Annotated in this window: 23 protein-coding genes and 1 pseudogene; 11 read left to right on the forward strand and 13 right to left on the reverse strand. The window is 62.3% G+C overall.

The genetic code is table 11. The annotated features are described in order from the left end of the window. Positions 1-92: 92 nt before the first annotated feature. A complete protein-coding gene (locus ACTG2W_RS15860) occupies positions 93-1,721 on the forward strand; it encodes an alpha-amylase family protein (protein WP_106844030.1) in 1,629 nt (542 codons plus the stop codon). 84 nt (positions 1,722-1,805) lie between these two features. Here ACTG2W_RS15860 and ACTG2W_RS15865 read toward each other — a convergent pair whose 3' ends face one another. Then, the gene (locus ACTG2W_RS15865; RefSeq protein ID WP_106844031.1) at positions 1,806-3,245 is read right to left on the reverse strand and encodes a RimK family protein; all 1,440 of its coding nucleotides are present in this window, start codon (positions 3,243-3,245) and stop codon (positions 1,806-1,808) included. 186 nt (positions 3,246-3,431) lie between these two features. Here ACTG2W_RS15865 and ACTG2W_RS15870 point away from each other — a divergent pair, with 186 nt between their 5' ends. From ACTG2W_RS15870 to ACTG2W_RS15880, 3 genes are read left to right on the forward strand one after another with little or no spacing between them, the layout of a single operon-like run. Beyond that, complete coding sequence (locus tag ACTG2W_RS15870; protein WP_106844032.1) at positions 3,432-3,953, forward strand: GNAT family N-acetyltransferase; 522 nt, start codon at positions 3,432-3,434, stop codon at positions 3,951-3,953. A 31-nt stretch (positions 3,954-3,984) separates the two neighbouring features. Further along, positions 3,985-4,230, forward strand: coding sequence for a DUF3624 family protein (locus tag ACTG2W_RS15875; RefSeq protein WP_042053656.1), 246 nt, complete (start codon positions 3,985-3,987; stop codon positions 4,228-4,230). A gap of 56 nt (positions 4,231-4,286) precedes the next feature. Continuing rightward, positions 4,287-5,033: an SDR family oxidoreductase gene (locus ACTG2W_RS15880; RefSeq protein ID WP_106844033.1), complete on the forward strand. Its 747-nt coding sequence runs from the start codon at positions 4,287-4,289 to the stop codon at positions 5,031-5,033. A gap of 61 nt (positions 5,034-5,094) precedes the next feature. Here ACTG2W_RS15880 and ACTG2W_RS15885 read toward each other — a convergent pair whose 3' ends face one another. After that, positions 5,095-6,567, reverse strand: coding sequence for a C69 family dipeptidase (locus ACTG2W_RS15885; RefSeq protein ID WP_146142131.1), 1,473 nt, complete (start codon positions 6,565-6,567; stop codon positions 5,095-5,097). 465 nt (positions 6,568-7,032) lie between these two features. Between ACTG2W_RS15885 and ACTG2W_RS15890 the strand changes: the two genes are divergently transcribed. Next, on the forward strand, positions 7,033-7,488 hold the full coding sequence (locus tag ACTG2W_RS15890) for a hypothetical protein (RefSeq protein ID WP_019446593.1): 456 nt from the start codon (positions 7,033-7,035) through the stop codon (positions 7,486-7,488). A 143-nt stretch (positions 7,489-7,631) separates the two neighbouring features. Next, positions 7,632-8,783 carry an iron-containing alcohol dehydrogenase gene (locus ACTG2W_RS15895; RefSeq protein WP_181281656.1) on the forward strand — a complete coding sequence of 384 codons (1,152 nt, stop codon included), beginning with the start codon at positions 7,632-7,634 and terminating at the stop codon, positions 8,781-8,783. 89 nt (positions 8,784-8,872) lie between these two features. On the opposite strand, the gene ACTG2W_RS15900 is transcribed toward ACTG2W_RS15895, so the two are convergent. The 3 genes from ACTG2W_RS15900 to ACTG2W_RS15910 form a co-directional block, all read right to left on the reverse strand. After that, positions 8,873-9,331: a methylglyoxal synthase gene (locus tag ACTG2W_RS15900; protein ID WP_106844036.1), complete on the reverse strand. Its 459-nt coding sequence runs from the start codon at positions 9,329-9,331 to the stop codon at positions 8,873-8,875. A gap of 184 nt (positions 9,332-9,515) precedes the next feature. Continuing rightward, positions 9,516-9,992 (reverse strand): bacterioferritin, encoded by a 477-nt coding sequence (bfr, locus tag ACTG2W_RS15905; protein WP_005354959.1) that lies wholly within the window; start codon positions 9,990-9,992, stop codon positions 9,516-9,518. 144 nt (positions 9,993-10,136) lie between these two features. Then, positions 10,137-10,343 (reverse strand): bacterioferritin-associated ferredoxin, encoded by a 207-nt coding sequence (locus ACTG2W_RS15910; protein ID WP_005335965.1) that lies wholly within the window; start codon positions 10,341-10,343, stop codon positions 10,137-10,139. 136 nt (positions 10,344-10,479) lie between these two features. On the opposite strand from ACTG2W_RS15910, the gene ACTG2W_RS15915 reads away from it, so the two are divergent. Beyond that, a complete protein-coding gene (locus tag ACTG2W_RS15915) occupies positions 10,480-10,791 on the forward strand; it encodes an HlyU family transcriptional regulator (protein WP_005354958.1) in 312 nt (103 codons plus the stop codon). Then, a complete protein-coding gene (locus tag ACTG2W_RS15920; RefSeq protein ID WP_106844037.1) occupies positions 10,788-12,854 on the forward strand; it encodes a tRNA(Met) cytidine acetyltransferase TmcA in 2,067 nt (688 codons plus the stop codon). The genes ACTG2W_RS15915 and ACTG2W_RS15920 overlap by 4 nt, the downstream gene beginning before the upstream one ends. Here the strand turns inward: ACTG2W_RS15920 and ACTG2W_RS15925 are convergent. Then, positions 12,841-13,560, reverse strand: coding sequence for an SDR family NAD(P)-dependent oxidoreductase (locus ACTG2W_RS15925; RefSeq protein ID WP_106844038.1), 720 nt, complete (start codon positions 13,558-13,560; stop codon positions 12,841-12,843). The genes ACTG2W_RS15920 and ACTG2W_RS15925 overlap by 14 nt on opposite strands. A gap of 201 nt (positions 13,561-13,761) precedes the next feature. Here ACTG2W_RS15925 and ACTG2W_RS15930 point away from each other — a divergent pair, with 201 nt between their 5' ends. The 3 genes from ACTG2W_RS15930 (at position 13,762) to ACTG2W_RS15940 (ending at position 16,065) form a co-directional block, all read left to right on the forward strand. Further along, positions 13,762-14,778 (forward strand): chemotaxis protein, encoded by a 1,017-nt coding sequence (locus ACTG2W_RS15930; protein ID WP_440016370.1) that lies wholly within the window; start codon positions 13,762-13,764, stop codon positions 14,776-14,778. Positions 14,779-14,953: 175 nt separating this feature from the next. Continuing rightward, positions 14,954-15,433 carry a hypothetical protein gene (locus ACTG2W_RS15935; protein ID WP_081990692.1) on the forward strand — a complete coding sequence of 160 codons (480 nt, stop codon included), beginning with the start codon at positions 14,954-14,956 and terminating at the stop codon, positions 15,431-15,433. Positions 15,434-15,450: 17 nt separating this feature from the next. Continuing rightward, entirely contained in the window at positions 15,451-16,065 is a 615-nt protein-coding gene (locus ACTG2W_RS15940; protein ID WP_106844039.1) for a superoxide dismutase, read from the forward strand. An 84-nt stretch (positions 16,066-16,149) separates the two neighbouring features. Here ACTG2W_RS15940 and ACTG2W_RS15945 read toward each other — a convergent pair whose 3' ends face one another. The 7 genes and pseudogenes from ACTG2W_RS15945 to menD all read right to left on the reverse strand — a co-directional run bounded on the left by ACTG2W_RS15945 (position 16,150) and on the right by menD (position 25,978). Continuing rightward, complete coding sequence (locus ACTG2W_RS15945; protein WP_106844040.1) at positions 16,150-17,097, reverse strand: SanA/YdcF family protein; 948 nt, start codon at positions 17,095-17,097, stop codon at positions 16,150-16,152. Positions 17,098-17,284: 187 nt separating this feature from the next. After that, on the reverse strand, positions 17,285-20,044 hold the full coding sequence (locus ACTG2W_RS15950) for a collagenase (RefSeq protein ID WP_106844041.1): 2,760 nt from the start codon (positions 20,042-20,044) through the stop codon (positions 17,285-17,287). Between the two features lie 218 nt (positions 20,045-20,262). Continuing rightward, positions 20,263-21,690: an o-succinylbenzoate--CoA ligase gene (menE, locus tag ACTG2W_RS15955; RefSeq protein WP_106844042.1), complete on the reverse strand. Its 1,428-nt coding sequence runs from the start codon at positions 21,688-21,690 to the stop codon at positions 20,263-20,265. Further along, positions 21,683-22,611, reverse strand: a pseudogene (gene menC / locus ACTG2W_RS15960) (o-succinylbenzoate synthase). Before menC ends, menE begins: the two are co-directional and overlap by 8 nt. Further along, complete coding sequence (gene menB / locus ACTG2W_RS15965; protein WP_005354934.1) at positions 22,611-23,471, reverse strand: 1,4-dihydroxy-2-naphthoyl-CoA synthase; 861 nt, start codon at positions 23,469-23,471, stop codon at positions 22,611-22,613. The pseudogene menC and the gene menB overlap by 1 nt, the downstream one beginning before the upstream one ends. Beyond that, positions 23,464-24,231: a 2-succinyl-6-hydroxy-2,4-cyclohexadiene-1-carboxylate synthase gene (gene menH / locus ACTG2W_RS15970; RefSeq protein WP_106844044.1), complete on the reverse strand. Its 768-nt coding sequence runs from the start codon at positions 24,229-24,231 to the stop codon at positions 23,464-23,466. Before menH ends, menB begins: the two co-directional genes overlap by 8 nt. Continuing rightward, a complete protein-coding gene (gene menD / locus ACTG2W_RS15975) occupies positions 24,221-25,978 on the reverse strand; it encodes a 2-succinyl-5-enolpyruvyl-6-hydroxy-3-cyclohexene-1-carboxylic-acid synthase (RefSeq protein WP_106844045.1) in 1,758 nt (585 codons plus the stop codon). The genes menH and menD overlap by 11 nt, the downstream gene beginning before the upstream one ends. Positions 25,979-25,993 lie beyond the last annotated feature (15 nt).

Here is a 25,993-nt window from a genome sequence, read left to right on the forward strand (position 1 = left end):
CGTTTTCAGTCACAGACACCGCTGTGTGAGCATCGCTATCATGGTGAAAAACAGGCGTATCAGACGCCTGCTCTCACAGCGGGAACATAACAATGAAACAGGGAACGTTACGCTATGGCGGCCTGCTCGGGGCCGCCCTGTTACTTGCGGCTTGCGGCGGCAGCGGTAGTTCAGGTGGGGAGAGTTCTCCCCCCGTCGTCAATCCGCCGGTCACCCACCCTCCGGTCGCCACGGCCAGTCGTGCCTGCTATGGCGACGATCAACCCGCCTGCAACCTGCGCATCTATCAGGTAATGGTGGAGTCGTTTGCCGATGGTGACGGCAGTGCCAACTATGGCGTCGGCTATGGCCCCTCCCAGCACAACGGCGATCTGCAGGGGATCATCGATAGCCTCGACCACATCAAGAGTCTCAACGTCAACGCCATCTGGCTCACCCCGGTATTCGACTCCTGCGCGGGGCAAGGCGGCGATAACAAGCTCGATGCCACCGGCTACTTCGCCTGCGACTTCTTCACCGTGGATCCCAACTTTGGCAGCAATGCCAAGCTCAAGCAGCTGGTGGACGGGGCGCACCAGCGCGGCCTCTATGTCTTCCTCGACGGGGTGTTTGGCCACGTCAACAAGGTGGGGGTGAGCAAGCCCTCGCCAGAGGGGCGTCTGCCAGCCCTCACCAGCGGCGGTGCGGGTTATCCCGGCCAGCTGGTGGATTACAGCAAGCCGGAGAGCCTCGCCTACTTCAAGGAGGTAGCCCGCTACTGGGTCGAGCAGTACGGCATCGACGGTTGGCGCCTCGATCAGGCCTATCAGCTTGGGCTGGATGATTGGCGCGCCATTCGCAGCGAGGTGGAGCAGGCCAGCGCAGCGCGCAAGGCCGCCGGTCAGCAGTGGGGCACCCTTGGCTACATGGTGGGCGAGGTGTGGAAGGGGGCTGACGACATTCGTGCTCAGGCTTACGGCAGCAGCGACAATCCGGCACTCTCCTCGGCCTTTGACTTCCCGTTGCGCTACGGCATCGTGCAGGCGCTGGCGGTGGAGGAGTCCGGCAAGGGCGGGCAGGGGGCCAGCGTGCTCGATGCCAGCTGGAACAAGGTGGAGAACTACCCGAATCACGCCATGCCGAACCTGATGCTGGGCAACCACGATCTGGTGCGTTTTGGTGATCTGCTGGAGCGCGGCAACTTCAAGTCGGCCGAGTACTGGCAGCGCCACAAGGCAGCCTTCAGCTTTATGGCGGCCCGCTCCGGCCCCATCACCTTCTACTATGGCGAGGAGTTTGGCGACGAGGTGCCGGGCTTTGCCGCCAAGGTCGGTGGTGACTGCGCAGCGCAGGGCTTGTGCGACGACCATGTGGCCCGCAGCGACGGCAAGGTGCCCGCTGTCACCGGCTTTGTGCCAAGTAGCGAACAAGCCGAGCTGAAAGAGTGGCTGGCCCAGCTGCTGGCGATGCGTGCCGCGCACCCCGCTCTCTATCAGGGAGAGCGAGTCAAGCTGGTGGCCGAGGGCAGTCTCTATGGTGACATCAAGCAGACGGCGGGGGAGCAGATAATCTACCTGCTCAACCTCTCCACCACGGCGCTCAGCTACAACCTGCCGACGGGCAAACTGCGCAGCGGCAGCTTGCTGGTGGATCTGCAAAGCGGCGAGAGTCTGGCCATCGGCGGTAGCAGTGTGACGGTGGAGATACCGCCCTTGAGCGGACGTTTCCTGCGTCTGCAATAAGTCAGCCACAGCACGCTTTGATATGAGAGAGGGCCCCATCGCGGGGCCCTCTCTGTCATTGGGGGCGACAAAGTCATGGCGGGGTTATGCGGTGCTCTGGCCCCGGTTTTCCAGCCGCTGGCGGAAGGCGCGGGCCAGTCGCTCGTAGAGATCCTGCGCCTCCTTGTCTTCGATATCGCCGCGGATCCAGGGGTTGTCGACGATCTCCAGCAGCACGCAGTCACGCCCTTGCTGGCGCAAATCGAGCCCGTAGAGGCCATTGCCGAGCTGATGCACTGCGCGGCGGGCGGTCTGCAGTACCCGCTCCGGCACCTCGTTAAGCGGCAGCGCCTCGATGCGGCTCATGTCGAGGGGGTGCTTGCGGCGGCGAATGCGGTTGCCGGGTTCGGGCCGGTAGCGGCGGCAGGCGAACAGCGGCGAGCCGTCGAGAAAGCCGATGCGCCAGTCGAACTCGGCGGGGATCCGGCTCTGCACCAGCAGCAGGGCGGAGCGGCCCAGCCCCTCGTCCAGCAGGCGGGCCAGCTGTTGCTCGTCGCTGGCCATGGCCAGATCGCGCCCCTGTGCCCCGTCGGGCACCTTCACCATCAGCGGCAGGCCGAGCCGCTGTACCAGCTCATCCACATGGTGGCGGCCGCGGCGGGTGACCACCATGGTGGGCGGCATGGGCACGCCGCTGCGCACCATCAGCTCGTAGAGGTAGAGCTTGTTGCTGCAGGCCAAGATGGCGCGGGAGCTGTCGATCACCGGCATCTTGAGCTGTTCGGCGCGATGGGCAAATTCGAAGGTGTAGTGGCCGACCGCGGTTTCGGCACGCAGCCAGAGGGTGTCGAACTCCGGCAGCCGCTCTATGGCCGACGGTGGCAGGATCTCGGCCCGTATGCCTTGGACGGAGGCAGCCCGGATAAAGCGCTCCAGCGCCAGCCCGTCACTGCTGGCACGGCCATCATCGGGATCCACCAGAATGGCGAGCTGGTAGAGCGGCGCCGCCTGCTCCTCATCACCGGTCCCCACCAGCGCCTGAGCGTGGTGCAGCATCAACTCTTTCTCGCTTGGGCTCAGCTCCAGCGGTGACAGGCTCTGCTGCTGGCGCACCGACCAGCCGTGGCGGCCGCGCTTGAGGGTCAGCTCCTGCAGCGGCAGCTGGCTCAGGCCGTAGTAGTAGCGGGCCAGCCCCGCCAGCTCGCTCTGTTCACACTGGCCGAAGATGGCACGTACCCGGATCCGATCCTCGCTCTGCTGGGCCAGCCACCCTTGTGCCTTGCGCCACAGTTTGGCCGGTGGCTGCTGGGGTTGCAGTCTGCTGATGGCCTGCAGACCCGGCAGACAGTGGTGGCCGCGTGCCTGGGCCAGCAGCGAGCAGTAGTAGCCTGCGCTCAGGTGCTCCAGATTGCGGCAGAGGTTGATGATGCGGGGTCGGCCGCCGGTGGTCGGCACGCCATGTTGCAGATAGGTGCGGGCGGTCAGCAGATAATCGGCATGGCAAGGCCAGTCGCCCAGCTCTTCGACGATGACATAGGTACTCATATTTTCGGCTCCACAGATGAAACTGCCTTAAGCGGCAGGATCCCCAGTGGGCTTCGATGCACCGACAAGCACGACAATGGCGCGAGGGGAAACAAGAGGTTACAGTGCCTAATATGACGCCTTGGTAACTTGTGATACAAGTCGCATTTTTGGTGCTGAGGATAAATAACCGAACAAGGACTCCCCGTGTTGACCGTACGTGCGGCCCGAACCGATGATCTGGGCGCCATCGTTAATCTGGAACGCTACTGTTTTCCTCCCGAAGTCGCCTTTGGCCGCAGCCGCTGGCACTATCTGCTGGCCCACGCCAAGGGGCGCACCCTGTTACTGCTGGACGAGAAACATCAGCTGATGGGCTATCTCTGCCTGCTGGAGCACAGAGGCTGGGATCGGCTGGTCATTCAGGCGCTGGCTATCCGCTGGACGGTGCGTCGTCTGGGCTGGGCGCGGCGCCTGCTGGAGCAGGTGATCCGCGAGGGCAAGGCCGCTGGCTGGGGGGCGATCCGGCTGGAGGTGGCGGACGCCAACGAAGAGGCGCTGGCGCTCTATCAGGGATTGGGATTTCGTCCCCAGCAGCGGCTGGCGGACTACTATGGCCGCGACCAGCACGCCCACCGGCTGGTGCTGCCGCTGGTGAGCGACGAGGAGCGTGAGCGGCGCAGAGTGGCTCGCACTCAGGCGCGCAAGCCCTCTTCACAGGCCAACTGATCATGTTGAACGAGCAGAATTGAGGAGCAGGATGAGCTGCGACAACTGTCTTGCCACCGCCATCAGGGCCAAGCTGGGGCGCTGTCCGGTCTGCGCCATCCAGACCTTCATCATCGGCCTGAGTGGCTGGCTGGTCTGGTGGTGGTGCGGCGCCGACACCTCGGTCAACGCCCTCACCGGCCTGCTGTTTGCGCTGGGTGGCTCGGGCCTGCTGCTGCTCCATCTGGTGGTATTTGTCTGGCGCAAGGCGACCGGACGTGAATTGAGCGATGAATGAATCTTAATAGATTCAAATAGATAAATAACAATATCGGTGTAGATATGGAGGTTCAGATGATTGCAATGGTAACGGGCGCCTCGTCCGGTTTTGGTGAAGCCATCAGCCGCCAGCTGGTGCAGGCAGGCTACAAGGTGATCGGTACCGGTCGCCGTGCCGAGCGGCTGGCTGCGCTGGCCGACGAGCTGGGCGAGCAGTTTCTGCCGCTGGCGTTCGACGTGCAGGACAAGGCGGCCACACGCGCTGCCATCTCTGCTCTGCCAGCCGAGTGGAGCGAGGTGGATCTGCTGGTCAACAACGCAGGTCTGGCGCTGGGGCTGGAGCCGGCCCACAAGGCGGATCTGGAAGATTGGGAGCAGATGATCGCCACCAACATCAGCGGTCTGACCCTGCTCACCCGCCTGCTGCTGCCGGGCATGGTGGCGCGCAATCGCGGTCACGTCATCAACATCGGCTCCATCGCCGGTACTTACCCCTATCCGGGCGGCAACGTCTACGGCGCCACCAAGGCGTTCGTGAAGCAGTTCAGCCTCAACCTGCGCGCCGATCTGGCGGGTACCGCCATCCGCGTCACCAACGTGGAGCCGGGCCTGTGCGGCGGCACCGAGTTCTCCAACGTGCGCTTCCACGGTGACGACGCCAAGGCGGCCTCCGTCTATCAGGGGGTGGATTCGATCCAGCCGGAAGATATCGCCAATACCGTGCTCTGGGTGAGCCAGCAACCGGCTCACGTCAACATCAACAGCATCGAGATCATGCCGGTGGCGCAGACCTTCGGCCCGCTCAATATCAGCCGTCGCTGATCGTTGGATTGGCTGAAACGAAAGAGGCTCCCGTGGGAGCCTCTTTGCATTGGCGAGCCGTTCATAGGCTCATGATCTTCTTGAACTCTTCCTCCGAATACTTCTTCTCGCTGCGCTTGGTCAGATCCGTCATCAGCTTGTAGCGCAGATCTTTGGCCATCTGATAGGTCTGCTCCAACTGGCCATAGGAGTAGTCGGCGGCCAGCCCGATGGCGGTAGCCTTGTCGCTGGCATAGGCCTGCTTCAGGCTCTGGTCGAGGACGGCGACCTCCTTGTAGAGCTTGGCGCTCTCCTTGCTCCAGACGCCGCGCAGCAGCGGCAGGTATTTGTCCGGATCGGTGCTGGCCAGCGCAGTCAGGCTGCGGAACTGCCAGTAGGCGGAATCGTCGGAGTAGCTGTCGCTACCGGTGCGATAGGGCAGGGGGTAGGATTCCAGGGTGTTGTAGAGCGGCACCATGACCGATTCAGCCAGCACGCCGTAGCTCTGCCAGATCAATCCCTGTAGCTCTTTGGGCATATCCTTGCGCAGCTGGATGACGTGGGATTCCAGCTGGCGATCGATGCGGATCGGCCGCTCCGCCTTGCCGGCTAGCGGCGTACCGTCATAGGTGGCGCTCAGCACCCTGGCCACGTCCGGCACGGCGATGGGGGCATCCGGCTTCATAAACAGTGGATATTGCGCCTGCCGGGTCGCCTGTTTGTGGGAGGCAGTCAACATTTTCTGGCCGAGCCACTCCCGATCCACGTTGTACGGATCGGCAATCACACCGAATACTTTGGCGAAGTTGAAATCTTTCGGATCGGCGTTATCCAGCAGTTTGTGTTCGCGCACGAACTCCAGCAGCTTGGGCGAGTGCAGCACATCGGCGCTGTTGAGATTTACGCCGTGGATGCGCAGGCCGTTGGCCACCATGGCGTAGCTGTCGTCCGGTACCCGTACCGCAATCCAGTGGTGGCCGGAGCCGATCTCCATCAGCCAGGCCTCGTTCACATCCGCCAGATAGAGGCTGTTGCCCTCACCGGCGCCATATTGCTCCACATAGCGGCCAAGCAGCTCGACCCCCTCTTTGGCCGTCCTGGCCTGCGGCAGGATCAGGGTCGGGATGATGGCTTCAATCACTCCCTTCTCGATCAGCGGATCGGCTTTTTGGGCCTTGTCGTTGACCTCGGCACTGGTGGTGGCCGAGATGGCGACGTTGAACTCGTTGATGCCGCGCTCCTCATAATATTTGCCTGCCGGGTCGCTGGTGGTGGCATCCCAGTCGTGGATGGCGGAGTAGGCTAAGAACGCCTTGGGCATCGGCACTTCCAGCCCGTTGCCCAGTTTCCAGAGTTTGCCCTCGTTCTGCTGCGCGGGCCGGAAGGCGAGGTACTTGTTCCAGTTGTTGACGCCAAAATCCTCGTTTCTGGCGATCATCACGCTGCCATCGGCACTGGCGCCCTTGCCGACGATAAGGCCGGTACAGGCGTCGGCACTGGTGCCAAGCAGGGTGAGCAGGGTGGCAGAGAGAAGACTCAAGGTGTGTTTTTTCATAGTTATGCCCGAAAGGTTGCGGTGGATGCGCGTCAGGGGGCGGGAGAAGCGGCCGGGAGTAACCGGACTGGGTCGGAGATCCGACGGTAGACAGGTCTGCATCTGGTTGAATTCGCAAACATATCATCCATAACGCTGCTTGCTTGCCCGATGGTGCGCCAAAATTGTATGCCTCGCTGGTTGTTTGTTTTGTGATCGATGGAGCGTTCCTGCGGTTTATATGGTGCAGCGTTTTTGGGGCAGCGGTATGTGTCGGAAATCGGGATAAAAGCAGCGGATGAGTCATGATTCTGACGCTGCGTCGGGGCTGTAACCGTTGGCAAGCTTGCCAGCGCGGGGATCTCACTCAATCTGACAAGTTGGCCTGTAACTTGCTGGTTTTATTGTCAAAGGTGGGGCCAGACCCCATACCGCCGCATTCAGTCGGCCCGCTTCGGCGGGTCGGCACACAGAACGGGAGTCTTCATGGATATCAAACCCTACAGCCAGCAGCTTGCCCAGAGCGCCTCCAACAACCGCGCCCTCGCTACCCTCAATAGTGCCAGTAGCGGCGGTCAGGGCGGTGGCTGGGAGGAGATGGTCAGCCTCTCCACCCAGCGCATGACCGGTCAGGCCCAGCAGGTGCTGACCTACGAACATCTGGCCAAGAACAACAAGTTGCCACCGGCGCTGGATATGAGCTCCGACAAGGGGGGCGTGGTGCAGCAACTGGTGGACAAGGCGCTCGGTTTCGATCGCAAGAAGTTCAACGAGATCGAAGAGAAGCTCAAGACCATCGCCGATAACAAGAAGCTGACGCCGGAAGAGCGGGCGGAGCAGAGCAAGCCGCTCAACGAACAGCGAGAGGCGATGCTCAAGGAGGCGATGGATCGCCTGACCGGCAAGAAGAGCTCATCCAAAGATGAGGCCAAAACTGCCTGATCCTGCCGCTGTTCTGAGATCTACCCGGTCGGCACCGATGGGCCAGTGTTGACCGCCGATGGGCAAGCTTCTGCCACCTCTTTTGACCTCACCTCCCCACAGGCGCACAATGTCCGCGCATTGAGCCAGTCGAGGAGTCCGCCGTGTACAACTTCCAATATGCCAATCCGACCCGTATCTGTTTCGGCGAGGGGCAGATCGCCAGCCTGCCCGAACTGATCCCGCCCGGCAGCCGGCTACTGGTGCTCTACGGCGGAGGCAGCATCAAGCAGAACGGGGTGTATGAGCAGCTGACCCGGGCGCTGGAAGGGGTGACGTGGCAGGAGTTCTCCGGCATCGGTGCCAACCCCAGATTCGAGCTGTTGATGGAGGCGGTGGCGCAGGTGAAGCACGAGCGCATCGACTTCCTGCTGGCGGTCGGCGGCGGCTCGGTAGTGGATGGCACCAAGTTTGTTGCGGCGGCCGCCTGCTACGAGGGAGATGATCCCTGGGATATCTGCGGTAAGCAGGCGAGTGTGCACAAGGCGCTGCCGATGGGCTGTGTGCTGACCCTGCCAGCGACCGGCTCCGAGAGCAATCCCACCTCGGTGGTGAGCCGGGGAGATGTGAAGATCTCCTTCAGAAGCCCGCTGGTACAGCCGCAATTTGCGGTGCTCGATCCGGCGACCACCTACAGCCTGCCTGCCCGTCAGACCGGCAACGGGGTGGTGGATGCCTTCGTCCATATTGCCGAGCAGTACCTCACCTTTCCGGTGGGAGGCGAGGTACAGGATCGGCTGGCGGAAGGTTTGCTGCAGGTGCTGGTGGAGAACGGCCCCAAGGCGCTGGCGGAGCCGACCAACTATCAGGTGCGGGCCAATCTGATGTGGGCGGCCAGTCTGGCGCTCAACGGCCTTATCGGTTGCGGAGTGCCGCAGGATTGGGCCTCTCACGCCATCGGTCATCAGCTGACGGCGCTTTACGGGCTGGATCACGGCCAGAGCTTGGCGGTGGTGCTCCCCTCACTGCTCCGTGAGCGGGCGAGCCAGAAGCAGGACAAGCTGGCCCAGTTTGCCGAGCGGGTGTGGCATTCGACCCGCGAGGACAAGGCCCTGCGCATCGAGGAGGCGATCATCCGCACCGAGCAATTCTTCCAGAAGATGGGACTGGGTACCCGGCTGGCCGACTATGGCCTCAGCGAAAGTTGTATTCCGGCGGTCTGCTCCAACCTCAAGCGGGTGGGGCGCACCGCGCTCGGTGAGCAGCAGGATATCGACCCGGATCGGGTGGCACGCATTCTCGCCCGCGCGCTATAAGCCGGCGCCGGTTTGTGTCCCTGGCTGATTCATTTTCCCAATTAAAGAGGGCCGCTTGTTGCGGCCCTCTTGCATGACGGGTTAGCCGATCACTCGGTGCGCGCCTTCAGATAACCGGCGTAATCCGGGATCTGTACGCTGAACGCCTGCCGCATATGGGGGCTGTCCATGATGAAGTCGGCGGTCGCTTCGTTGGTGGCGACCGGGATGTTCCAGACTGCCGCGAGGCGGAGCAGCGCCTTCACGTCCGGATCGTGGGGCACCGCATTGAGGGGATCCCAGAAGAAGATCAGCACGTCGATCTTCCCTTCGGCGATCAGGGCGCCGAGCTGCTGGTCGCCACCCATCGGGCCGGAGAAGAGGCAGGTGATGGGCAGTTGTGCCTGCTTGCCGAGCATGGTGCCGGTGGTGCCGGTCGCATAGAGATGGTGGAGCTTGAGCTCCTCCTTGCGCTGCATCACCCAGTTCAGCAGAGGGGTCTTCATGTTGTCGTGAGCCACCAGTGCCACCCGTTTGTGGGGCGCCATCTCGCGTGCAATCTGTTCCATGGAAATCGTCCGTAGCATTGTTATTGGAAGAGAGTCGTATCCTAATCGAAAGCCATGACAGATGCTGTGTCGGGCGTATTAACTGTGATCCTGTCGAAAAGTTTTCGGGTCATGCGACTCAAATATGGCGGCCCAAATAAAGAGACCCGCGCTGGCGGGTCTCTTTGCTTGCTGGCCTGCTGGCTCAGGAGCCGTGGTGCAGTTGCGACTGCTGGTAGTTCTCCAGCCCGATGCGATCGATAAGATCGAGCTGGGTCTCCAGCCAGTCCACGTGCTCCTCCTCATCCTCCAGGATCTCCTGGAACAGGTCGCGGCTGATGTAGTCCTGCACCGACTCGGCATAGGCGATGGCTACCTTGAGGTCGGGGATGGCATCCATCTCCAGCGACAGGTCGCAGCGCAACATCTCTTCGACGGTCTCGCCGATGCGCAGCTTGCCCAGATCCTGCAAGTTGGGCAGCCCTTCGAGAAACAGCACGCGTTTGACCAGCTCGTCGGCGTGTTTCATCTCATCGATAGACTCGTGATACTCCTTGTGCCCGAGCGCCTTGAGGCCCCAGTCATCGTAGATGCGGGCGTGCAGGAAGTATTGGTTGATGGCAATCAGCTCATTGGCCAGCACCTTGTTGAGGTGGGCAATGATCTTGGGATCTCCTTTCATCGACAGTGCTCCTTGGTTCGTGCCTGAGGCTTCGATCGTTAGAGCTTAGTCCAGAAAAATGACAACAAGAGGTCTGGCGAGCCAGCTCGCCTGAGAAAAGGGGTGACCCTGTTGGCGGGTCGCATCAGAAAAGAGGTGTTAGGATCAGGCCACTTCGTAGTAGAGCACGGGTTGCTCCTGCTCCATCTTGTCGAGTTCGGCGGCGATAATCTCCATGGTCATGCGCACGCATTTGCCACATTGGGCGCCCACCTCGAGCGACTGCTTGAGCTGGCGGAATTCGCTTTTACCTGACTGCACCGCTTTGCGGATCTGGGTATCTGTGATGCCGCGGCACAAACAGACGTACATGATGGTCACCTCTTGTGGAATGAGATGAAATCTAAATGAGAATGGTTCGTAGTGCAAATAACCATTCGTAATAAGATCCCCTGCTTGCCACTGTGCAACCCCTTGGGGACAATGCTGGCAACCAGAGGAGATCACCATGCTCAAGAAACTGTTCAGCGCCCTGTTCGGGGGCGAGCCGACCAAGGCGCCGGAAGTCACTCCCACCGAATATGCCGGCTATCTCATCTATCCGGAGCCCATGGCAGAAGGTGGCCAGTACCGACTGGCAGGGCGCATCACCAAGGAGCTGGACGGCGTGCTGCAAACCCACCGTTTCATCCGCTCCGATCTGTTTGCCAATCCGGCCGATGCCGAGCGTTTCATGGTGCAGAAGGCCCACACCTTTATCGATCAGATGGGGGATCGCATGTTCGAGCCCCGCAAACCGGCTGATAGCCAAGCTTCATGACACAGCAAGAGGTCACCCTGTTGCGCGAGGCGCTGGCCCTCGCCGGTGAGCGGCGTCTTATCTGGCTGGAGGGGGAGGAGGCCGACTGCATTGCCCGCGCCCAATCCCTGCTCGGCGAGACCGTCTTCTGGCTGGGTGCCGGGCCCGAGAGTTATGCCCCGCAACCCGCCGCCAAGGCGCTGCAGCGGCTCGGTCAGGAGTGCGACACGCTCGTCTTCAATGCCTTTAGCGGCTTTCACCCCGATGCCTTCGGGGCGCTGGCAGGTACTCTATGCGCCGGTGGCTTGCTGTTGCTGCTAACGCCGCCCAGAGCGCAGTGGCCCGCATGGCCGGATCCTGACCGGATCCGGCTGGTGGCCCAGCCGGAGGAGGCCGGTCGGGCCGGTCACGGCTTTATCGCCCGGCTGGTGCGGTTGCTGGAAGGTGATCCAGCCCTCTCTCTGGAGCCGCCGGTTTGCTCGCAGCCGTGGCAACCGATTGGGCCGGAGCGCAGGCTGAGCTGCGATCAGACACGGGCGCTGCCCGCCATCCACAAGGTGTTGCACGGCCATCGTCGTCGGCCGCTGGTGCTGAGTGCCGACCGCGGTCGTGGCAAGAGTGCGCTGCTGGGGCTGGCTGCCGCCGAGCTGCTGCGCCAGCAGCCAGGGCTGAACATAGTGGTGACGGCCCCCTCGCAGGCGACGGTCGCCACCCTGTTTGCCCACGCCGCTCGCGGGCTAGATACTACGCCGGACCAGCTGGCTGGGCTGAGCTACTGTTCGCCGGATCGGCTGGTGCACGAGGCGATGAATCCCGATCTGCTGCTGGTGGATGAAGCGGCCGCCATTCCGACCCCGTTGCTCGAGGCCATGCTTGCCCGCCACAGTCGCATCGTGTTTGCCACCACCGAGCACGGTTACGAGGGGACGGGGCGCGGTTTTCACCTGCGCTTCAAGCGGGTGCTCGATAGCCAGACCCCGGAGTGGCAGGAGATCCACCTCTCTGAGCCCATTCGCTGGAGTGAGGGCGATCCGCTGGAGCCGCTGATCTTCCGCCTGCTGGGGCTCGATGCGGAAGTGGCGGCGCCTATGTCGCCGACCAGCCCGAGCTGGCGTCTGGTCAGCCAGGAGGCGCTGGCGAGCGACGAGGCGTTGCTCAACCAGCTGTTCGGCCTGCTGGTGCTGGCTCACTACCAGACCACGCCGAGCGATCTAAGGTCCCTGCTGGAGAGCCCGGATCTCGATATCCATCTGCTGGAGCAGGATGCGAGCCTGCTGGGTGTGGCGCTGGTGGCGCGGGAAGGGGAGATAGAGCCCGAACTGGCCGAGGCGATCTGGGCCGGTCGCCGCCGTCCGCGCGGCCATCTGCTGCCCCAGTCGCTGCTGGCTCACGCCGGGTTCAAAACGGCGGGGGGGCGCAGTTATGCTCGGGTGATGCGTATCGCCATCCACCCCGAGCTGCACCGGCATGGATTGGGTTCGCTGCTGCTTGGCAGGCTTGAAGAACATTATCGTCAGGCGGGGATCGATTACCTCGGTTCTGTCTTTTCGGCCAGCGCCGACCTGCTCCCCTTCTGGCGCAAGGCAGGACTGACGGTGCTGCGCATTGGTCTGCAACGGGATGCCGCCAGCGGCTGCCACGCAGCCCTGCTGCTCAAAGCGCTGAAACCCGAGCATGAGCCCGAGTTGGATCAGTGGCAGCAGCGTTTTGTTCGCCAGCTGCCGACCCTGCTGGCGGGTGAGTTGAAAGGATTGGATCCCGAGCTGGTATGGCAATGCCTGCAAGGCAGCACCGTCACCGCGCCGGAGCTTGGCGAGTTCGAGTGCGACGAGATTGAATGCTTTGCCCTGCATCACAAGCCGTTCGAACTGAGCCAATCCAGCCTGCAGTTGTGGCTGGCGCGCAATCTGGATGTGCTGGGTTCACTGACTCCTGACGAACGTGCTCTGCTGATTGCCCCCATCTGGCAATATGCCGACTGGGGGGCGCTGGCCGCGAGGTTGCAACTGGCGGGCAAGCCCGCCGTTATCAAGGCGTTGCGGGCACTGCTGGCGCGTCTCTTGGGTTCCCCTACCACTCGATAGGTTTGCCCTGCCAGTCGAGAAAGCTCAACTCGCCATCCGGTTGCAGCCGGTTCATCAGGTTAATCAGATGGTCGGCTACCAGCTCGGGACTCTGCACATTTCCCGCCGGTACATTGGCGTGAAACGGGCGGGAGAGTGGGGTATCCACTGTGCCGGGATGGAAGGCCAGCAATTTGACGCCGGGGGCCCGCCGGGCCAGCTCGATGGCGGCACACTTGAGCAGCATGTTGAGGGCGGCCTTGGATGCGCGATAGCCATACCAGCCGCCCGCTCGGTTGTCGCCAATGCTGCCGACCCGAGCGCTGAGAACGGCCAGAGTGCAAGGAGCGCGGCCAAACAGCGGTAACAACTGGCTGATCCAGCGCAGCGGCAGCAAGGCATTGGTCTGGTAGAAGCGGGTCATGGCATCCAGATTGATTGCTTCGAGCCGCTTCTCTGGCTGGATCTCCCCCTGATGCAGGATGCCGTTGCAGATCACCACCCTGTGCGGTCTCGGTGCCAACTCCGCGATGCGCGCCACCACTTCTGTCATCTGCTCATCACTGTAATCACAACATAGCCAGTGCAGACCCGGCGATGAGAGGCCAGCAGGTGCGGGCTGACGGCTGATGGCAATCACTGGCCCGCCCCCCGCCGCCAACCAGTGTGTTACCAGAGCCGCCCCGATCCCGCCAGAAGCGCCAATCACGACGATGCCTTCACTCATCTCAGGCTCCTTGTGAGTACATGATGGATTTCACCATTCGCCAATGTTGTCCTGATTGGCAGATACGATCCCGCCAGCCTGCGGGATCAAGCGGTTAAGGCTGCAATCTTGCCGAGATCCGAGCCGCTGGGTGAAATCCATTCCTATACTGAGGGAAAACCGCAGCGGTCTGCTGCCCGCGCAACCAGAATGAGAGTCACCATGATGTCCAAAGATGGGGAAGAGCGTAAATCTATCCTGACCGAAAGTGGCACCAACGAGCTTGAGATCATCGAGTTTCACCTCAAGAAGCAGCTACCGGACGGCCGTGAAAAAACCGCTTATTACGGGATCAACGTCGCCAAGGTGCGCGAGGTGATCCGGGTGCCTGAAACCACCGATCACCCCAATGCCCAGCGCCATATGGTGGGGGTCTTCTCCCTGCGGGATCGCCTCATCCCGCTGGTGGATCTGGCGGGCTGGCTCGGCATCAAGACCAACCCCGACCCCAGCCACAAGGTGGTGATCGTCACCGACTTCAACAAGATGGCCAACGGTTTTCTGATCGACAGTGTCAGCAGGATCCACCGGGTATCCTGGGAGGATGTGGAGTCCCCCAGCCAGTTTCTGGAAGCGGGGGAGAACGACTGCGTGGTGGCCGTGGTCAGGCGCGATGGCAACCTCATCATGATCCTCGATTTCGAGAAGATCATCGCCGATATCAACCCCGAGCTCAGCATGGAGAAGTACGACGTCACTCAGGACCGCAAGGTGCTTATCGACGATCGCATGATGGCGCTGCGCCAGGGCAAAACCATTCTGGTGGTGGACGACTCGGCCTTTATCCGCAAGATGATCGAAACCACCCTGCGCACCGCTGGCTACAACGTGATCACGGCCAAGGATGGGGGAGAGGGGCTGGAGATGATGACGGATTTCGATCGCCTGGCCCAGGAGGAGAGAATGCCGGTGACCGGCTTCGTCAATGCGGTGATCACCGATGTGGAGATGCCGCGCATGGATGGCATGCACCTGCTCAAGCGTCTGCGGGATACCCCCTCCTACAAGGAGATGCCCATCGTGATGTTCTCCTCCCTGATGAGCGATGATAACCGCCAGAAAGCACTGCAACTGGGGGCCAACGATACCATCACCAAGCCCGAGATAGGGCGCATGGTGGGGATGATGGACCATATGCTGCTGGGGATTGCCCCGCCTTCGCCCGCCAACAACATCTGACCTGCCATTAACTTGCCATTGGCCGGTCGAATCCACTGACCGGTTGCCTCAAGCGGCCACTCCTTGCCAAGGAGTGGCCGCGCTGTTTTGGCTGTTTGCTGCGATCCCGACGCCCCTTGTCTCCCGGATACGATTCATGTAATGATAATTATTATCATTTGTTGGTGTGAAGCATATGACAGCAACCTGGGTGAAGGGGTGGGTCGAGTCGACCGAAGGTGGCAGCAGCATGAGTCACTGGAAACAGCAGACCCGAGAGGGTAATCGGCTGTTTGATTGCGGCGAGTATCATCAGGCGCTGGCTCATTATCAGCAGGCGCTCTGGCTGGCTCGTCAGCAATTGGTGCAGTGGCATGACGCCGATGAGGCGGTGGCTGCGCTGGTTGTGGCTCACCACAATCTGGCGGATCTGCTGGTGGCCATGACCCTGCCCGATCGCGCCGCCGATCTGCTCTGCTATGTGCACGACTGCCTGCTGGCGACCTGTCACTCCCCCGCTTGCTCCTTTCGCCTGCGAGAGGCTGCTTTGCGCCATACCCGCACAACTCGTGCCGAGTTGCTGACGTTCGTACAGCGCCACGGCAGCCACGCCGGGATCATGCGTTCGCTCGGTCACTGCCTGTGTCAGAGCGAGCCCTCATCCCGGCTCCATTAATCCGAACAGAGGTCATCATGAGCCATACCCTGCCAGCCCTGAACTATGCCTACGACGCACTGGAACCCCATATCGATGCACTGACCATGGAGATCCACCACAGCCGTCATCACCAGACCTATATCAACAACCTCAACGCCGCGCTGGAAGGGGCGCCAGAGCTGGCCGCAATGCCGGTTGAGGAGCTGCTGCGCCGCTTCGATACTTTGCCTGCCACCTTGCAGGGGGCGGTCCGCAACCATGGTGGCGGCCATGCCAACCACTCCCTGTTCTGGCTGGTGATGAGCCCGCAGGGGGGCGGTGAGCCGGGTGGTGAGCTGGCTCTGGCCATCGAGCGGGAATTGGGGGGATTCGATGCCTTCAAGCAGGCCTTCACTCAGGCGGCCCTGAGCCGCTTTGGTAGCGGCTGGGCCTGGCTTGTGGTGGACAAGGCGGGCAGATTGCAGGTGGAGAGCAGTGCCAATCAGGATAGTCCCCTGATGCATGGCCATACCCCGATCCTGGGGCTGGATGTGTGGGAGCACGCCTACTATCTCAAGTACCAGAACAAGCGTCCTGACTATATCGCAGCCTTCTATCAGGTGGTGGATTGGGCCGAAGTGGCCTGCCGCTATCAGGCGGCGCGAGGCTGACTTGGTCGCTGGGAATTGGTTTGCAGTACAGCCGCCACAACCCGCGCAGTAATAACAAGACCCGCCAGTTGGCGGGTCGTCTGTTTATGGTGTGGCAGTGCTGAAGCTGGCGGCTGAAGGGGTCATCGGCAATGTGGGTAAGGCCGCGCTGGGCATCTCGGCGGTGGTTTCTGCCGCGGGTTTGGCGGGAGTGAGCGGCTCAGTCGTTGCCGCAGCGGATAAAGCTAGCGTGACTTGTTCCGTCACGGCCGAGGCAGATGGAGTAGCTGACTCGGTGGCAACAGCGGCAGATACCGCCGCTGGCTTGGCCTCATCCACTGCCGATTTGGGTTGTTTTAGGCAGGGTTGCAGGCTGCCGATGGTGCTCAGTGACTGGCAAGGCACAGGCAGGCCGATGGGGACCGGTGCCCCGAGGAACTTGGGCCCCTTGTCCAGTACATAGAGGTCGAGCAGCCCCATCAGGCGGGCAAAGACTTCCCGTACCCGGGTGCGGATCCCCTGATAGGCGCTGGGGTCCTCGGCATTGAAGCCGACCGCATCGATACCGAAATGGCGGGCGATGAAAATGGCTCGCTCGTTATGAAAGCCCTGGGAGACCACGGTAAAGCGCTCCTGGCCGAACACCTCCTTGGCGCGAACCACTGAGTCGAGGGTGCGGAATCCGGCGAAATCCATATAGATGGCGGAGGCGGGAATGCCCGCCTTGATCAGGGCGCGGCGCATCTGGCGTGGCTCGTTGTACTGCACGGTAGCGTTGTCACCGGAGACGATGATGAAGTCCACCTTGGCATTGTTATAGAGCTCGGCCGCCGCCTTGATACGGTATTTGAAGTAGTGGTTGGGGCCGCCACCGGAGAGATATTTGGAGGTACCCAGCACCACCGCAACCCGGTTGTAGGGTACCTTGTCCACCCGATCGTAGGTGTAGTGGCGGGCATCCGAGACGATCCACTCGCTGTAGCCCAGCAGCATGGCAATCAGGGCCAGCAGCAAAACGAGGCAGGCGAGGAGGATCTTGGCAAACTTCTTCATGCGCGGTGCGGTCAGGGTCTGAAGTTGGGAGTGGCTATCGGCATTCTATTACAACTCGGCCGCTGGCGTCAGGCTTGATAACGGGCGGGCACCTCATTCGGGCAGAGGTTGTCGCAGCAGAGGCCAGGAGAGCGGGAGGATGAAGAGAGGGGCTGCGGTGGCAGCCCCTCTGGTCGGTGAAGGTTTATCAGTGGGCGGAGTCGTTACCCTTGCAGGCGTCTGACTCCTTGTTGGCTTGCCACCAGGGCAGCAGATCCCGGGCGAGCCACGCCTGATAGGCGTCGCTGTCGTTGGCGATCAGCCGGTCCAGCTCCCTTTCGAAGTCGCTCATCGCCTGCTGCCGATCCGGATTGCGCAGCGCCTGTGCCAGCGCCAGCCAGCTGGCGCCGCGACCGGTATCGTTGAGGAAGCGGTGCACGGTATAGGACCAGGAGTAGACCATCTCGCCACCCTGGTCGTAGTCAAGGTGGAGGATCGCCGCCAGTGTCGGACGCTGGTTGGCGGGGCGGTTTGCCACGTTATCCAGACCACGGGCAAAGCACTGGCCATGGGCGATGTACTCTGCAATCCCCTCTGCCCACCAGGTGGTGCGGTTGAGCGGATAGTGGCCGAAGCTGCCGTACTGGTTAAAGCGGCCGTCGAGATAGTGAACGTACTCGTGGCGCAGGTTCCACACCTGGAAGGCAGGGCGTTTCCACTCAGCCTCATAGGCGAAGAAGCGGGCCTGATTGCCGGGGCGAGCCGGATCCCCCTCGATATAGATGCCGCCATTGTCGGTGGAGACGCCAAACAGCGCGCTGCCGTAGCGGCCCCAGTCGGCGGAGGAGTTGAAGATCACCAGCTCCAGCGCTTCGTTGTGATCATCGGCCACCGGTTGCCAGCCAGTCTCCATCTGCTGGTGGAAGCGCTGCTCTTCCTCACCCAGCTCGCGGCAGATCCCTTCGGCCTGAGCCTGAGTCAGATCCTGGGCGCGCAGACGCAGGGTGGGTGAGCAGGTGTGCTCGAACGGCAGAATATCTTCCATGCGGATCGGGGTACAAAGCCCGGCGAACTCGCCGCTGACACAGGCTTCGCTGGTGCGATCCGTGTAGGTGAGGTAGTAGCTGGAGAGGGTCAGGGATACCTCTTCCAGCATGGCAGCCGGATGCTGGCCGCCCGGGACCAGCCCTTGCTGGCGCATGATGGTGATGACATCGCGATCCAGCTGTTGGCGATAGGCGATCGCCTTATCCGGGCTGGTGTGATGGAGGTAGCGCATCATCTGGTAGAGGCGGCTGTGGGCATCGAGGATGTTGTTGAAGATAAACAGATCCCGTGAGCCATCGCGCTGTTTCCAGAGGGCCAGCTCGCTCAGGCCCAGTTGCAGCAGGCTCTGGCGCAATGCCGCCTCCTGTTGCAGCACAGCTGCGCTGAAGTCTGCCTGCTGACCGTAAGAGGCGCTCTGATCGACCAGATTGAGCAGCTCGAACAGGCCATCGGCCCAGGGTTTGTGGCCATTGATCTGCGCCGCATGTTGCACCGCATAGCCGAGCGCCTGGTTGAGCTGGGCCAGCATGGGGGCGGCACTCTGGCGGAAGGCTGCTTGCCCAAGTTGTCCTTGCGCCGCTACGCTCCAGGCTTCCAGCACTGTGCCAGCTTGATCCTGCGGTTCAGCTCCCAGCAGCAATGGGTGGTTGAGCAGATCAATCATCACCCCGGCCAGAGCCCGGGCGGCCTGATCACTCTCTTTGCCAACGCCGCCGTGGTAGTTGTGGGCGCGCACATAGTAGAGCAGCTTGTCCATTGCCGGATGGGTCGGCTGGTTGGCCGCCAGTAGGGCACGCATGCCGCGCACCACCGCCATCAGCTTGGCGTCATCGTGGCCGTAATCCGCCTGCCAGGCAGGACTGTTCTGGCCGCTCACGTCGGCTACCAGTTTGGCGGCATCGCTGTCGAGCAGGTCCACATCGGGCTGCTCGGGTTCGGAGCAGAGACGACCGTTGGCACGGCGGCACTCCAGTTGCTCCTCCTTGCTGGCCAGCACGATGGGGCGATTGAGCACCCGGCTCTCCTGCCACGCTTTGCTCTCTGGCAGGGGTTGCCACTCGCCGCCGGCGACCGGGTATTGGTAGCCGCTATCTTGCAACGTTACCTGAACCTCGTTGCCAGCGGGGATCACCTGACGGCAGATGCGATAGCGGATGGTGTTGCTCCCCTCCTTGCGCTCCTGCGGCTCATCACACTCCTGCTGAGGCGTGAGCTGATCCAGCAGCCACTGATAGCGGCGCCAGACGTGGATCTCGCTGACCTGAGCGGCTGCCTGACTGCCTGCCACAGGCTGCAGGCGGAAAAAGATCTGCTCCAATCGACCATCCCGCTCGCTCGGGGTCTCTTCAAGTACCTGCAACTGCTGCCAATCCTGCGGCTGATAGTGCCACTCCGGCTCGGCGCAGCGGCCTTGCGCGTTGAGTTCGCAGCGATCCAGCTCCCTTTCACTCTGACCCAGGATGATGGCCTGCGGCAGCGGCAGACGATCCTGCCGCTGGGCGGTCGGCGTGCCCGCCAGCTGCTCCCAGCGACCCAGTTTCAGGCCATAACCGAAGTCATAACTGCTGGCGGGGATGAGCTTGCCCGCCGGAATCCGATCTTCACAGCGAACGAAGCGGATCTGCCAGCCCGCATCTACCTTGAGCTGCGGCTCGCCACACTGCTGTTCGGCGAGGGCCGCGAGATCGCTGCTCTGCCAGTCGAAGCGACGGTAGACCCTGAGCTGCTGGTAAGGAGCATTGCTGCTACGCGCCTTGAGCTCGTAGGTGATCTCGGTGATGCGAGCGGCCAGTTGCCGGCTCGATTCGCCAGTCAGCTGATACTGTCGCCAGTCATTGGGGGAGTAGTTGGCTTGCGCCGAGGATGTAGCCAAAAGCAGGGGGCCTGCCAGCAGCAGCCACCCGGTACCTGAACGGTTCATTTTTATCCCTTTGTTCTTGTTTGTGTATTGTCTTGCGAGTAATCGCAAGGCAATTTAAACAGTTCCAAAGGGATATCAATTGCCAATTAAAAATCAGATAAATCAATAAGATGGTGACTTTTTGAGTCTGATCGAATTATCGTGGGTTGGTGCCGCAGTAAGGACTCACATGTTTCTTTTTTGTTTTCAAAGAAGATCGGTAAATTGTGAGTCCGATCTCATTCAGCTTGTCGTGCCCGAGTGGTCTGTTGTCGCGCTACCTTGCCCAGCAGTTGGCGAGAGGGCTTGAGATTACCGCCAAGATCGGGCCAGGGGAGCCAGTGGTCGGGCACCATAAAGCCGGGCAGGGTGCTGCGGATCCAGGCAGCCAGTTCGGAGTCGGGAACCGGCTCGCCGTGCCAGTCGATAAAGGCGGCGGGGCGTTGGCCCCACTCGTCGCTCGGTACCGGCACCACCAGCGCCTGGGCGACAGCGGGATGATCTACCAGTCGCTGCTCTATGGTTTCGGGCTGGATGTTTTCGCCACCCGAGATAAAGAGGTTATCGAGCCGTCCCTCTACCAGCAGCTCCCCTGCCGCAGTGAACCTCCCCTTGTCGCGGGTATGAAACCAGCCTTCGTCATCGAGGGGCAGTTCCAGCTCTCCATCTCGGTAGTAACCGGCAAACAGGGTGGCGCCGCGCACGCAGATCTCCTGCTCCCTGATGCACACTTCCCGTCCCGGTAGCGGTTTGCCAACTACGCCTGCATCGCCGGGTAATGCAGTGCAGACCTGACTGCCCATCTCGGAGAGACCATAACTCACCTTGGGTTCGAGCCCCATGGAGCAGAGGCGACTCACCAGCGGTTGCGGAATGGCGGCGCCACCGAGCAGCAACTCGCGCAGGCGGGTGCGAGCGGGATCAAAACCCTCTGCCAGCAGGCGCCAGAGCTGGGTCGGCACCAAGGACAAGTGAGTGATGGGCTGGCACTCCAGCCGCTCCTTGAGGGGCCGTTCACGCTGATCCAGCACCAGCGTGGCGCCCGCCAGAAAGACCCGAAACAGGATGGCGTAGCCGCCGACATGGAACAACGGCAGGGAGAGCAGCCAGCCGGATTCCTCATCGAGGGGAATGAGGGTGGCAGAGCCGCGCGCCGAGGCAAGGTGGTTGCAGAGCCGATGCACCACCGCTTTCGGTGTGCCGCTGGATCCTGAGGTGAGGATCATGTTGTTGAGCTGGGTCGATGCCAGCGGCCATGTTTCCTCGCTTGCCGGCAGTTCGCGCGTGAAGTCGAGCTGCAGGGGCTGCCAGTTGCCTGCCGGGATCTCCCCTGCCGACCAGAAGGCATCGACATCGAGTTGCACCGCCAGCTCGCGCTGCTTTTCGAGAGGAAAGGCGGGGTTGAGCGGGCAGAACACCACGCCGCTGCGTACGCAGGCCCATGCCAGCAGCACATCTTCCAGCGCACCGCGCACCACTGCAGCCAGATGATCGCCACGGCGCACGTCGACTTGTTCCAGCTGTTGGCACAGGCTGTTGAGGCGGGCATCGAGCTGGCGGTAACTGAGGGGGGAGACTGCGTGGATGGCAATGCGGTTCGGGGCTGTGATTGCCCGGTGGCGTACCGGGCAAGGTGTCTGTTCGGGTGAACGGGAGGGGTCAATCACGGTAATACAGTTGCTCCAGTCGGCTCAGATCCGGTTTGCCATCTTCCCCCAGCAGGTTGCCTGCCATCCAGCGGCGGGTATCCAGACCCGGCGCCTGTTCGGGCGCCCATTCGCCCGCCAGATGAAAGAGCTGGTTCAGGCCCAGATCCGATTCGAAGCAGGAGGAGATGATAACCTTGAGCCGCAGTTCGCGGGCGCGGGCGATCAGCGCTTCGCAGTTGGCGAGTGAACCGAGCAGGGTAGGCTTGAGCACCAGCGCGCGCAGTTGCGGGATCGGCTCCCACGGCTTGCCTTGTGCCAGCAGCTCGTCCAGCGCCACCGGCATGCCGGTGCGGTTGGCGACAAAGGCGATGTCGGCAAAGTCGGCGCAAGGGTCTTCCAGATACTCGATGCGATTCGGGTCGAGGTGGCCACAGAAGGTCCACGCCTCCTCGCGAGTCCAGCCTTGGTTGGCGTCTAGCACCAGCTTGAGGGAGGGGAGGCGATCGCACAGCAGGCGGATCAGCGCCAGCTCGTCACGCATCGGGTAGCGCGCCACCTTCAGCTTGGCCTTGCCTGGCGTGCGGTGCAGCCACTCTTTCCAGTTGCGCAGCAGCTCCTGGGGGAGCCTTGAATGAGGGGATAGGGCTCCGGCAGCGGGTTGCGCTGCTCGGGCCATGTCCGGCGCGCGCAGTCGAGGCCAAATTGCACCGACGGCAGCACAGGGGTCGGGGTGTCGCCGGCGGCCAGGGCCGCCAGCGCGGCAAGGGCTTCTGCCTCTGCCTGTTGCAGGCTCTCTTTCGAGAAGCCGGGCAGGGGGGCGATTTCCCCCCAGCCGTCGTTGATGCGCACCAACAGCCCCTCTCGCGCCACCTCCACCTTGCCGTGAAAGGTCAGTGGCTGGGTAAAAGGCAGTTGATAGCGATACAGGGCGAGTGTCATCAGGGATTCCGCTTGTATTTGGAGAAGTCGGGGCGACGCTTTTCGTTGAAGGCGTTGCGGCCTTCCTGACCCTCTTCGGTCATGTAGAAGAGCATGGTGGCATTGCCCGCCAGCTCCTGCAAGCCCGCCTGACCATCACAGTCAGCGTTGAGGGCGGCTTTCAGGCAACGTAGCGCCATCGGGCTGTTTTGCAGCATTTCACGGCACCAGCGCACGGTTTCGCGCTCCAGTTCCGCCAGCGGCACGACAGTGTTGACCAGACCCATGTCGAGGGCTTGCTGGGCATCGTACATGCGGCAGAGGAACCAGATTTCGCGGGCCTTCTTCTGGCCGACGATACGAGCCATGTAGGAAGCACCCCAACCGCCGTCGAAGGAGCCCACTTTCGGGCCGGTCTGGCCAAACTGGGCGTTGTCGGCTGCGATGGTCAGGTCACACATCATGTGCAGCACGTGGCCGCCACCGACCGCGTAACCGGCCACCATGGCAACCACAGGTTTCGGGCAGGTGCGGATGTCGCGCTGGAAGTCGAGCACGTTGAGGTGGTGAGTCCCCTCGTCATCCCGGTATCCACCGTAGTCGCCACGGATCTTCTGGTCGCCGCCGGCGCAGAAGGCTTTCTCGCCAAAACCGGTCAGGATGATGGTGCCGATCTGATCGTCATAACGGGCATCGGCCAGCGCCTGCAGCATCTCTTTGACGGTGCGGGGGCGGAAGGCGTTGCGCACCTGGGGACGGTTGATGGTGATCTTGGCAATGCCATCGTTGGACTTGTGATAGAGGATGTCCTCGTAACCGGCGGAGCAATCTTGCCATTCAACAGGTGCATACAGTTCAGCTTCCGTCATTGCTTCAATCATGACTCGTCTCTTCTTGTTGGTTGACCCACTCCGCGAGGAGTCGGGCAAAGTTATCAGGCTGATGGGCGTGCAGATTATGGCCGCCATCCAGCACCAAGTGGTTGATTCTGCGATTTTGGTTCGCCAGCTGGCAAGCCAGCTGATGGAATTTGTGATCCCGCTTGCCACTCACCCAGGTGACCGGCAGCTGGCTCGCCATGAGCCAGGGGGCGAGATCCGGCTGCTTGCCTAGCGAGGTGGCGCGCAGCATGGTGGCGATGCCCTGACCGTCGTTGCCAAGGCGGCGGGCGATCTGGCTGGCCCGGGCCGCATCGTCAAGATCGGCAAACACCCCTTGCCGGTACCAGTCTGCCAGCACGTCAGCCAGGGGCTCCTGCTCGAAGCGCCGCGCCCACTGTTCATCGTGCCGGATGCGGGCGGCCCGTTCACTGGCCGGTAGCCCCGGGTGGCAGTTCTCCAGCAGCAGCCCCCGCAGCCCGGCGGGCTCGCGGCTGGCGTGATAGAGAGCCAGTCGCCCACCCAGCGAGTAACCCGCCAGCAGATAGCGTTCAATGTTGCGGCTGGCCAGCTCGGTGACCAGCCACTGGTGGCTCTGCTCAAAGTCGCTGACGTTGAGGGCTCGATGCTGACCATGACCCGGCAGATCGAGGGCGATGCAGCGGATGGCGGGCAGCCGGTCGATCACCGGTTGCCAGTCGCCGCTATCCCCCAGCAGGCCGTGCAGCAGCACCAGCGGCACATTGGCATCTTTATTTGCCACGGATGGCGGCCCCCAGCGCTTTCAGATCATCGGCCACCTGCTCGCTCGGTACCCGGATCTCGATCAAGGTAACGCCATGTTGGAGGGCGGCGCGGTAATCCTGTTCGAACTCGGGCAGGGTGGTCGGCGCGCGATAGGCGAGGCCAAACATGGCGGCAGCATGTTCAAAACTGAGGCCGTGGGGTAGCCGGTAGTAGCTCTCCAGCAGCTCCCCTTCGGTGGGCACCGGCAACATACGAAAGATGCTGCCGCCATCGTTGTTGAGCAGGATCACCACCAGCGGTCGACTCGCCTTGCTGAGCAGGGCGAGGCTGTTGAGATCGTGCAGGGCGCTGAGATCGCCAAGCAGCAGGGTGGTGGGCTCATCACTGTCCTGCTCGATTGATTGGGCAAAACCGTAGGCGGTGGCGATCAGACCATCGATGCCGGAGGCGCCGCGGTTGGTCATCACCCGGCTCGGCCCCTTGCCCGTTTCGCCGAGCATATCCATCAGTCGGGCTGGCATGCTGTTGCCGACAAACAGTTGCCCTTCGATCAGGCGGTTGAGGCGATGGCAGACCCCGAGCTCGGAGAAGTGCTCGCAGGCAGCGGCGATCTGCTGGCTGGCGTTGTGTTGCAGCTCAGCCAATGTGTGCCAAGGGGCTTGTGTGGTGACCGGATGGGCCGCAGCAAAGGCGCTGGCACTGCAGAGCAGCCGGTTGCGCAGCCGGTAGTCGGGATCGAGCCGCGCCGGTTGCGGATCCACCAGCCAGTAATCCTGCCATGAATGGTGTTTTATGAACTGGCCAAGCCGCTTGGAGACAAGCCGCGCGCCAAATTGCAGCAGCACCTCGGCGCGGCCCAGCTCGGCGACGAATTCAGGGTCGTTGAGCGCCATATCCATATGGATGAGGTTGCGGCTATCGAAGCGGATCTGGCTCTGCAGGTCCGCCAGCAGCGGCCAGCCGAGTTGCTCCGCCAGCGCGGCGGCGGCCTGTGCCTGATTCGGGTCGGTAATGCGGCCAGCTACAACGATGCCGCGCTGTTGCCGAAAGGTTTCCCACTCCGCCTGAGGGGGGCAGCTTGCCGCGCTCTGTTGCCACGGGCTCCATGGCTTGTGCGAGCCGAGCCAGTCGCCGAGGGGGGCCAGATAGTCGGAGAAATCCTGATAGTGCTCGCCCGGGTAAAGGGGCTCGGGGTACATGCAGTTGAAGTGCACCACCCCGGGGGTGAGCACCTGCTTAGCCAAGGCTTGGTCCACCGAACTCAGCACAAACGCCGCCGGAATGGTCGGGGTGGGGCTCGGCAGGTTCTGCTGATAGACGGGGTAGCGGCCGAAGATCCCCTGCTGGTCGATCGCCTGATTGGCGCCGTTGTCGATCAGTTCGTGAGGGCGATCGGCGGAGAGAATAATCAGCGGCACGCCGGTGAGCTGGGCCTCTGCCACGGCGGGCCAGAGGTTGGCTACCGCGGTGCCCGAAGTCATGATCACCGCCACCGGCCGGTTGCTCCCCTTGGCCAGACCCAGCGCCATAAAGCCGAGGCCGCGCTCGTCAAAGTGCAAGTGACGACGAAAGCCCTGATGGGCCGCGGCTGCCATGGTCAGCGGCGCAGAACGGGAGCCGGGGGCCAGCGCGATGTCGCGCACCCCGAGGCGAAAGAGCTCCTCCAGCAAGAGGGAGGACCAGACGTGGTTGAAGGTGGCGTGCTGGCTCGAAAACGGTGTGCAGGCAAACTCTTCGCTGGCAGGCTCTTTACGGGTGGGCATAGGGGCTCTCGTAGC

It is taken from the genome of Aeromonas sp. 96A (genome assembly GCF_051919165.1).
Lineage (GTDB): Bacteria > Pseudomonadota > Gammaproteobacteria > Enterobacterales > Aeromonadaceae > Aeromonas > Aeromonas veronii.

Coding starts and splice junctions, on each gene's coding strand:
- ACTG2W_RS15860 (WP_106844030.1), top strand. CDS start 93: ATGAAACAGGGAACGTTACGCTATGGCGGCCTGCTCGGGGCCGCCCTG.
- ACTG2W_RS15865 (WP_106844031.1), bottom strand. CDS start 3,245: ATGAGTACCTATGTCATCGTCGAAGAGCTGGGCGACTGGCCTTGCCAT.
- ACTG2W_RS15875 (WP_042053656.1), top strand. CDS start 3,985: ATGAGCTGCGACAACTGTCTTGCCACCGCCATCAGGGCCAAGCTGGGG.
- ACTG2W_RS15880 (WP_106844033.1), top strand. CDS start 4,287: ATGATTGCAATGGTAACGGGCGCCTCGTCCGGTTTTGGTGAAGCCATC.
- ACTG2W_RS15885 (WP_146142131.1), bottom strand. CDS start 6,567: ATGAAAAAACACACCTTGAGTCTTCTCTCTGCCACCCTGCTCACCCTG.
- ACTG2W_RS15890 (WP_019446593.1), top strand. CDS start 7,033: ATGGATATCAAACCCTACAGCCAGCAGCTTGCCCAGAGCGCCTCCAAC.
- ACTG2W_RS15900 (WP_106844036.1), bottom strand. CDS start 9,331: ATGGAACAGATTGCACGCGAGATGGCGCCCCACAAACGGGTGGCACTG.
- bfr (WP_005354959.1), bottom strand. CDS start 9,992: ATGAAAGGAGATCCCAAGATCATTGCCCACCTCAACAAGGTGCTGGCC.
- ACTG2W_RS15910 (WP_005335965.1), bottom strand. CDS start 10,343: ATGTACGTCTGTTTGTGCCGCGGCATCACAGATACCCAGATCCGCAAA.
- ACTG2W_RS15915 (WP_005354958.1), top strand. CDS start 10,480: ATGCTCAAGAAACTGTTCAGCGCCCTGTTCGGGGGCGAGCCGACCAAG.
- ACTG2W_RS15920 (WP_106844037.1), top strand. CDS start 10,788: ATGACACAGCAAGAGGTCACCCTGTTGCGCGAGGCGCTGGCCCTCGCC.
- ACTG2W_RS15925 (WP_106844038.1), bottom strand. CDS start 13,560: ATGAGTGAAGGCATCGTCGTGATTGGCGCTTCTGGCGGGATCGGGGCG.
- ACTG2W_RS15930 (WP_440016370.1), top strand. CDS start 13,762: ATGATGTCCAAAGATGGGGAAGAGCGTAAATCTATCCTGACCGAAAGT.
- ACTG2W_RS15935 (WP_081990692.1), top strand. CDS start 14,954: ATGACAGCAACCTGGGTGAAGGGGTGGGTCGAGTCGACCGAAGGTGGC.
- ACTG2W_RS15940 (WP_106844039.1), top strand. CDS start 15,451: ATGAGCCATACCCTGCCAGCCCTGAACTATGCCTACGACGCACTGGAA.
- ACTG2W_RS15945 (WP_106844040.1), bottom strand. CDS start 17,097: ATGAAGAAGTTTGCCAAGATCCTCCTCGCCTGCCTCGTTTTGCTGCTG.
- ACTG2W_RS15950 (WP_106844041.1), bottom strand. CDS start 20,044: ATGAACCGTTCAGGTACCGGGTGGCTGCTGCTGGCAGGCCCCCTGCTT.
- menB (WP_005354934.1), bottom strand. CDS start 23,471: ATGATTGAAGCAATGACGGAAGCTGAACTGTATGCACCTGTTGAATGG.
- menD (WP_106844045.1), bottom strand. CDS start 25,978: ATGCCCACCCGTAAAGAGCCTGCCAGCGAAGAGTTTGCCTGCACACCG.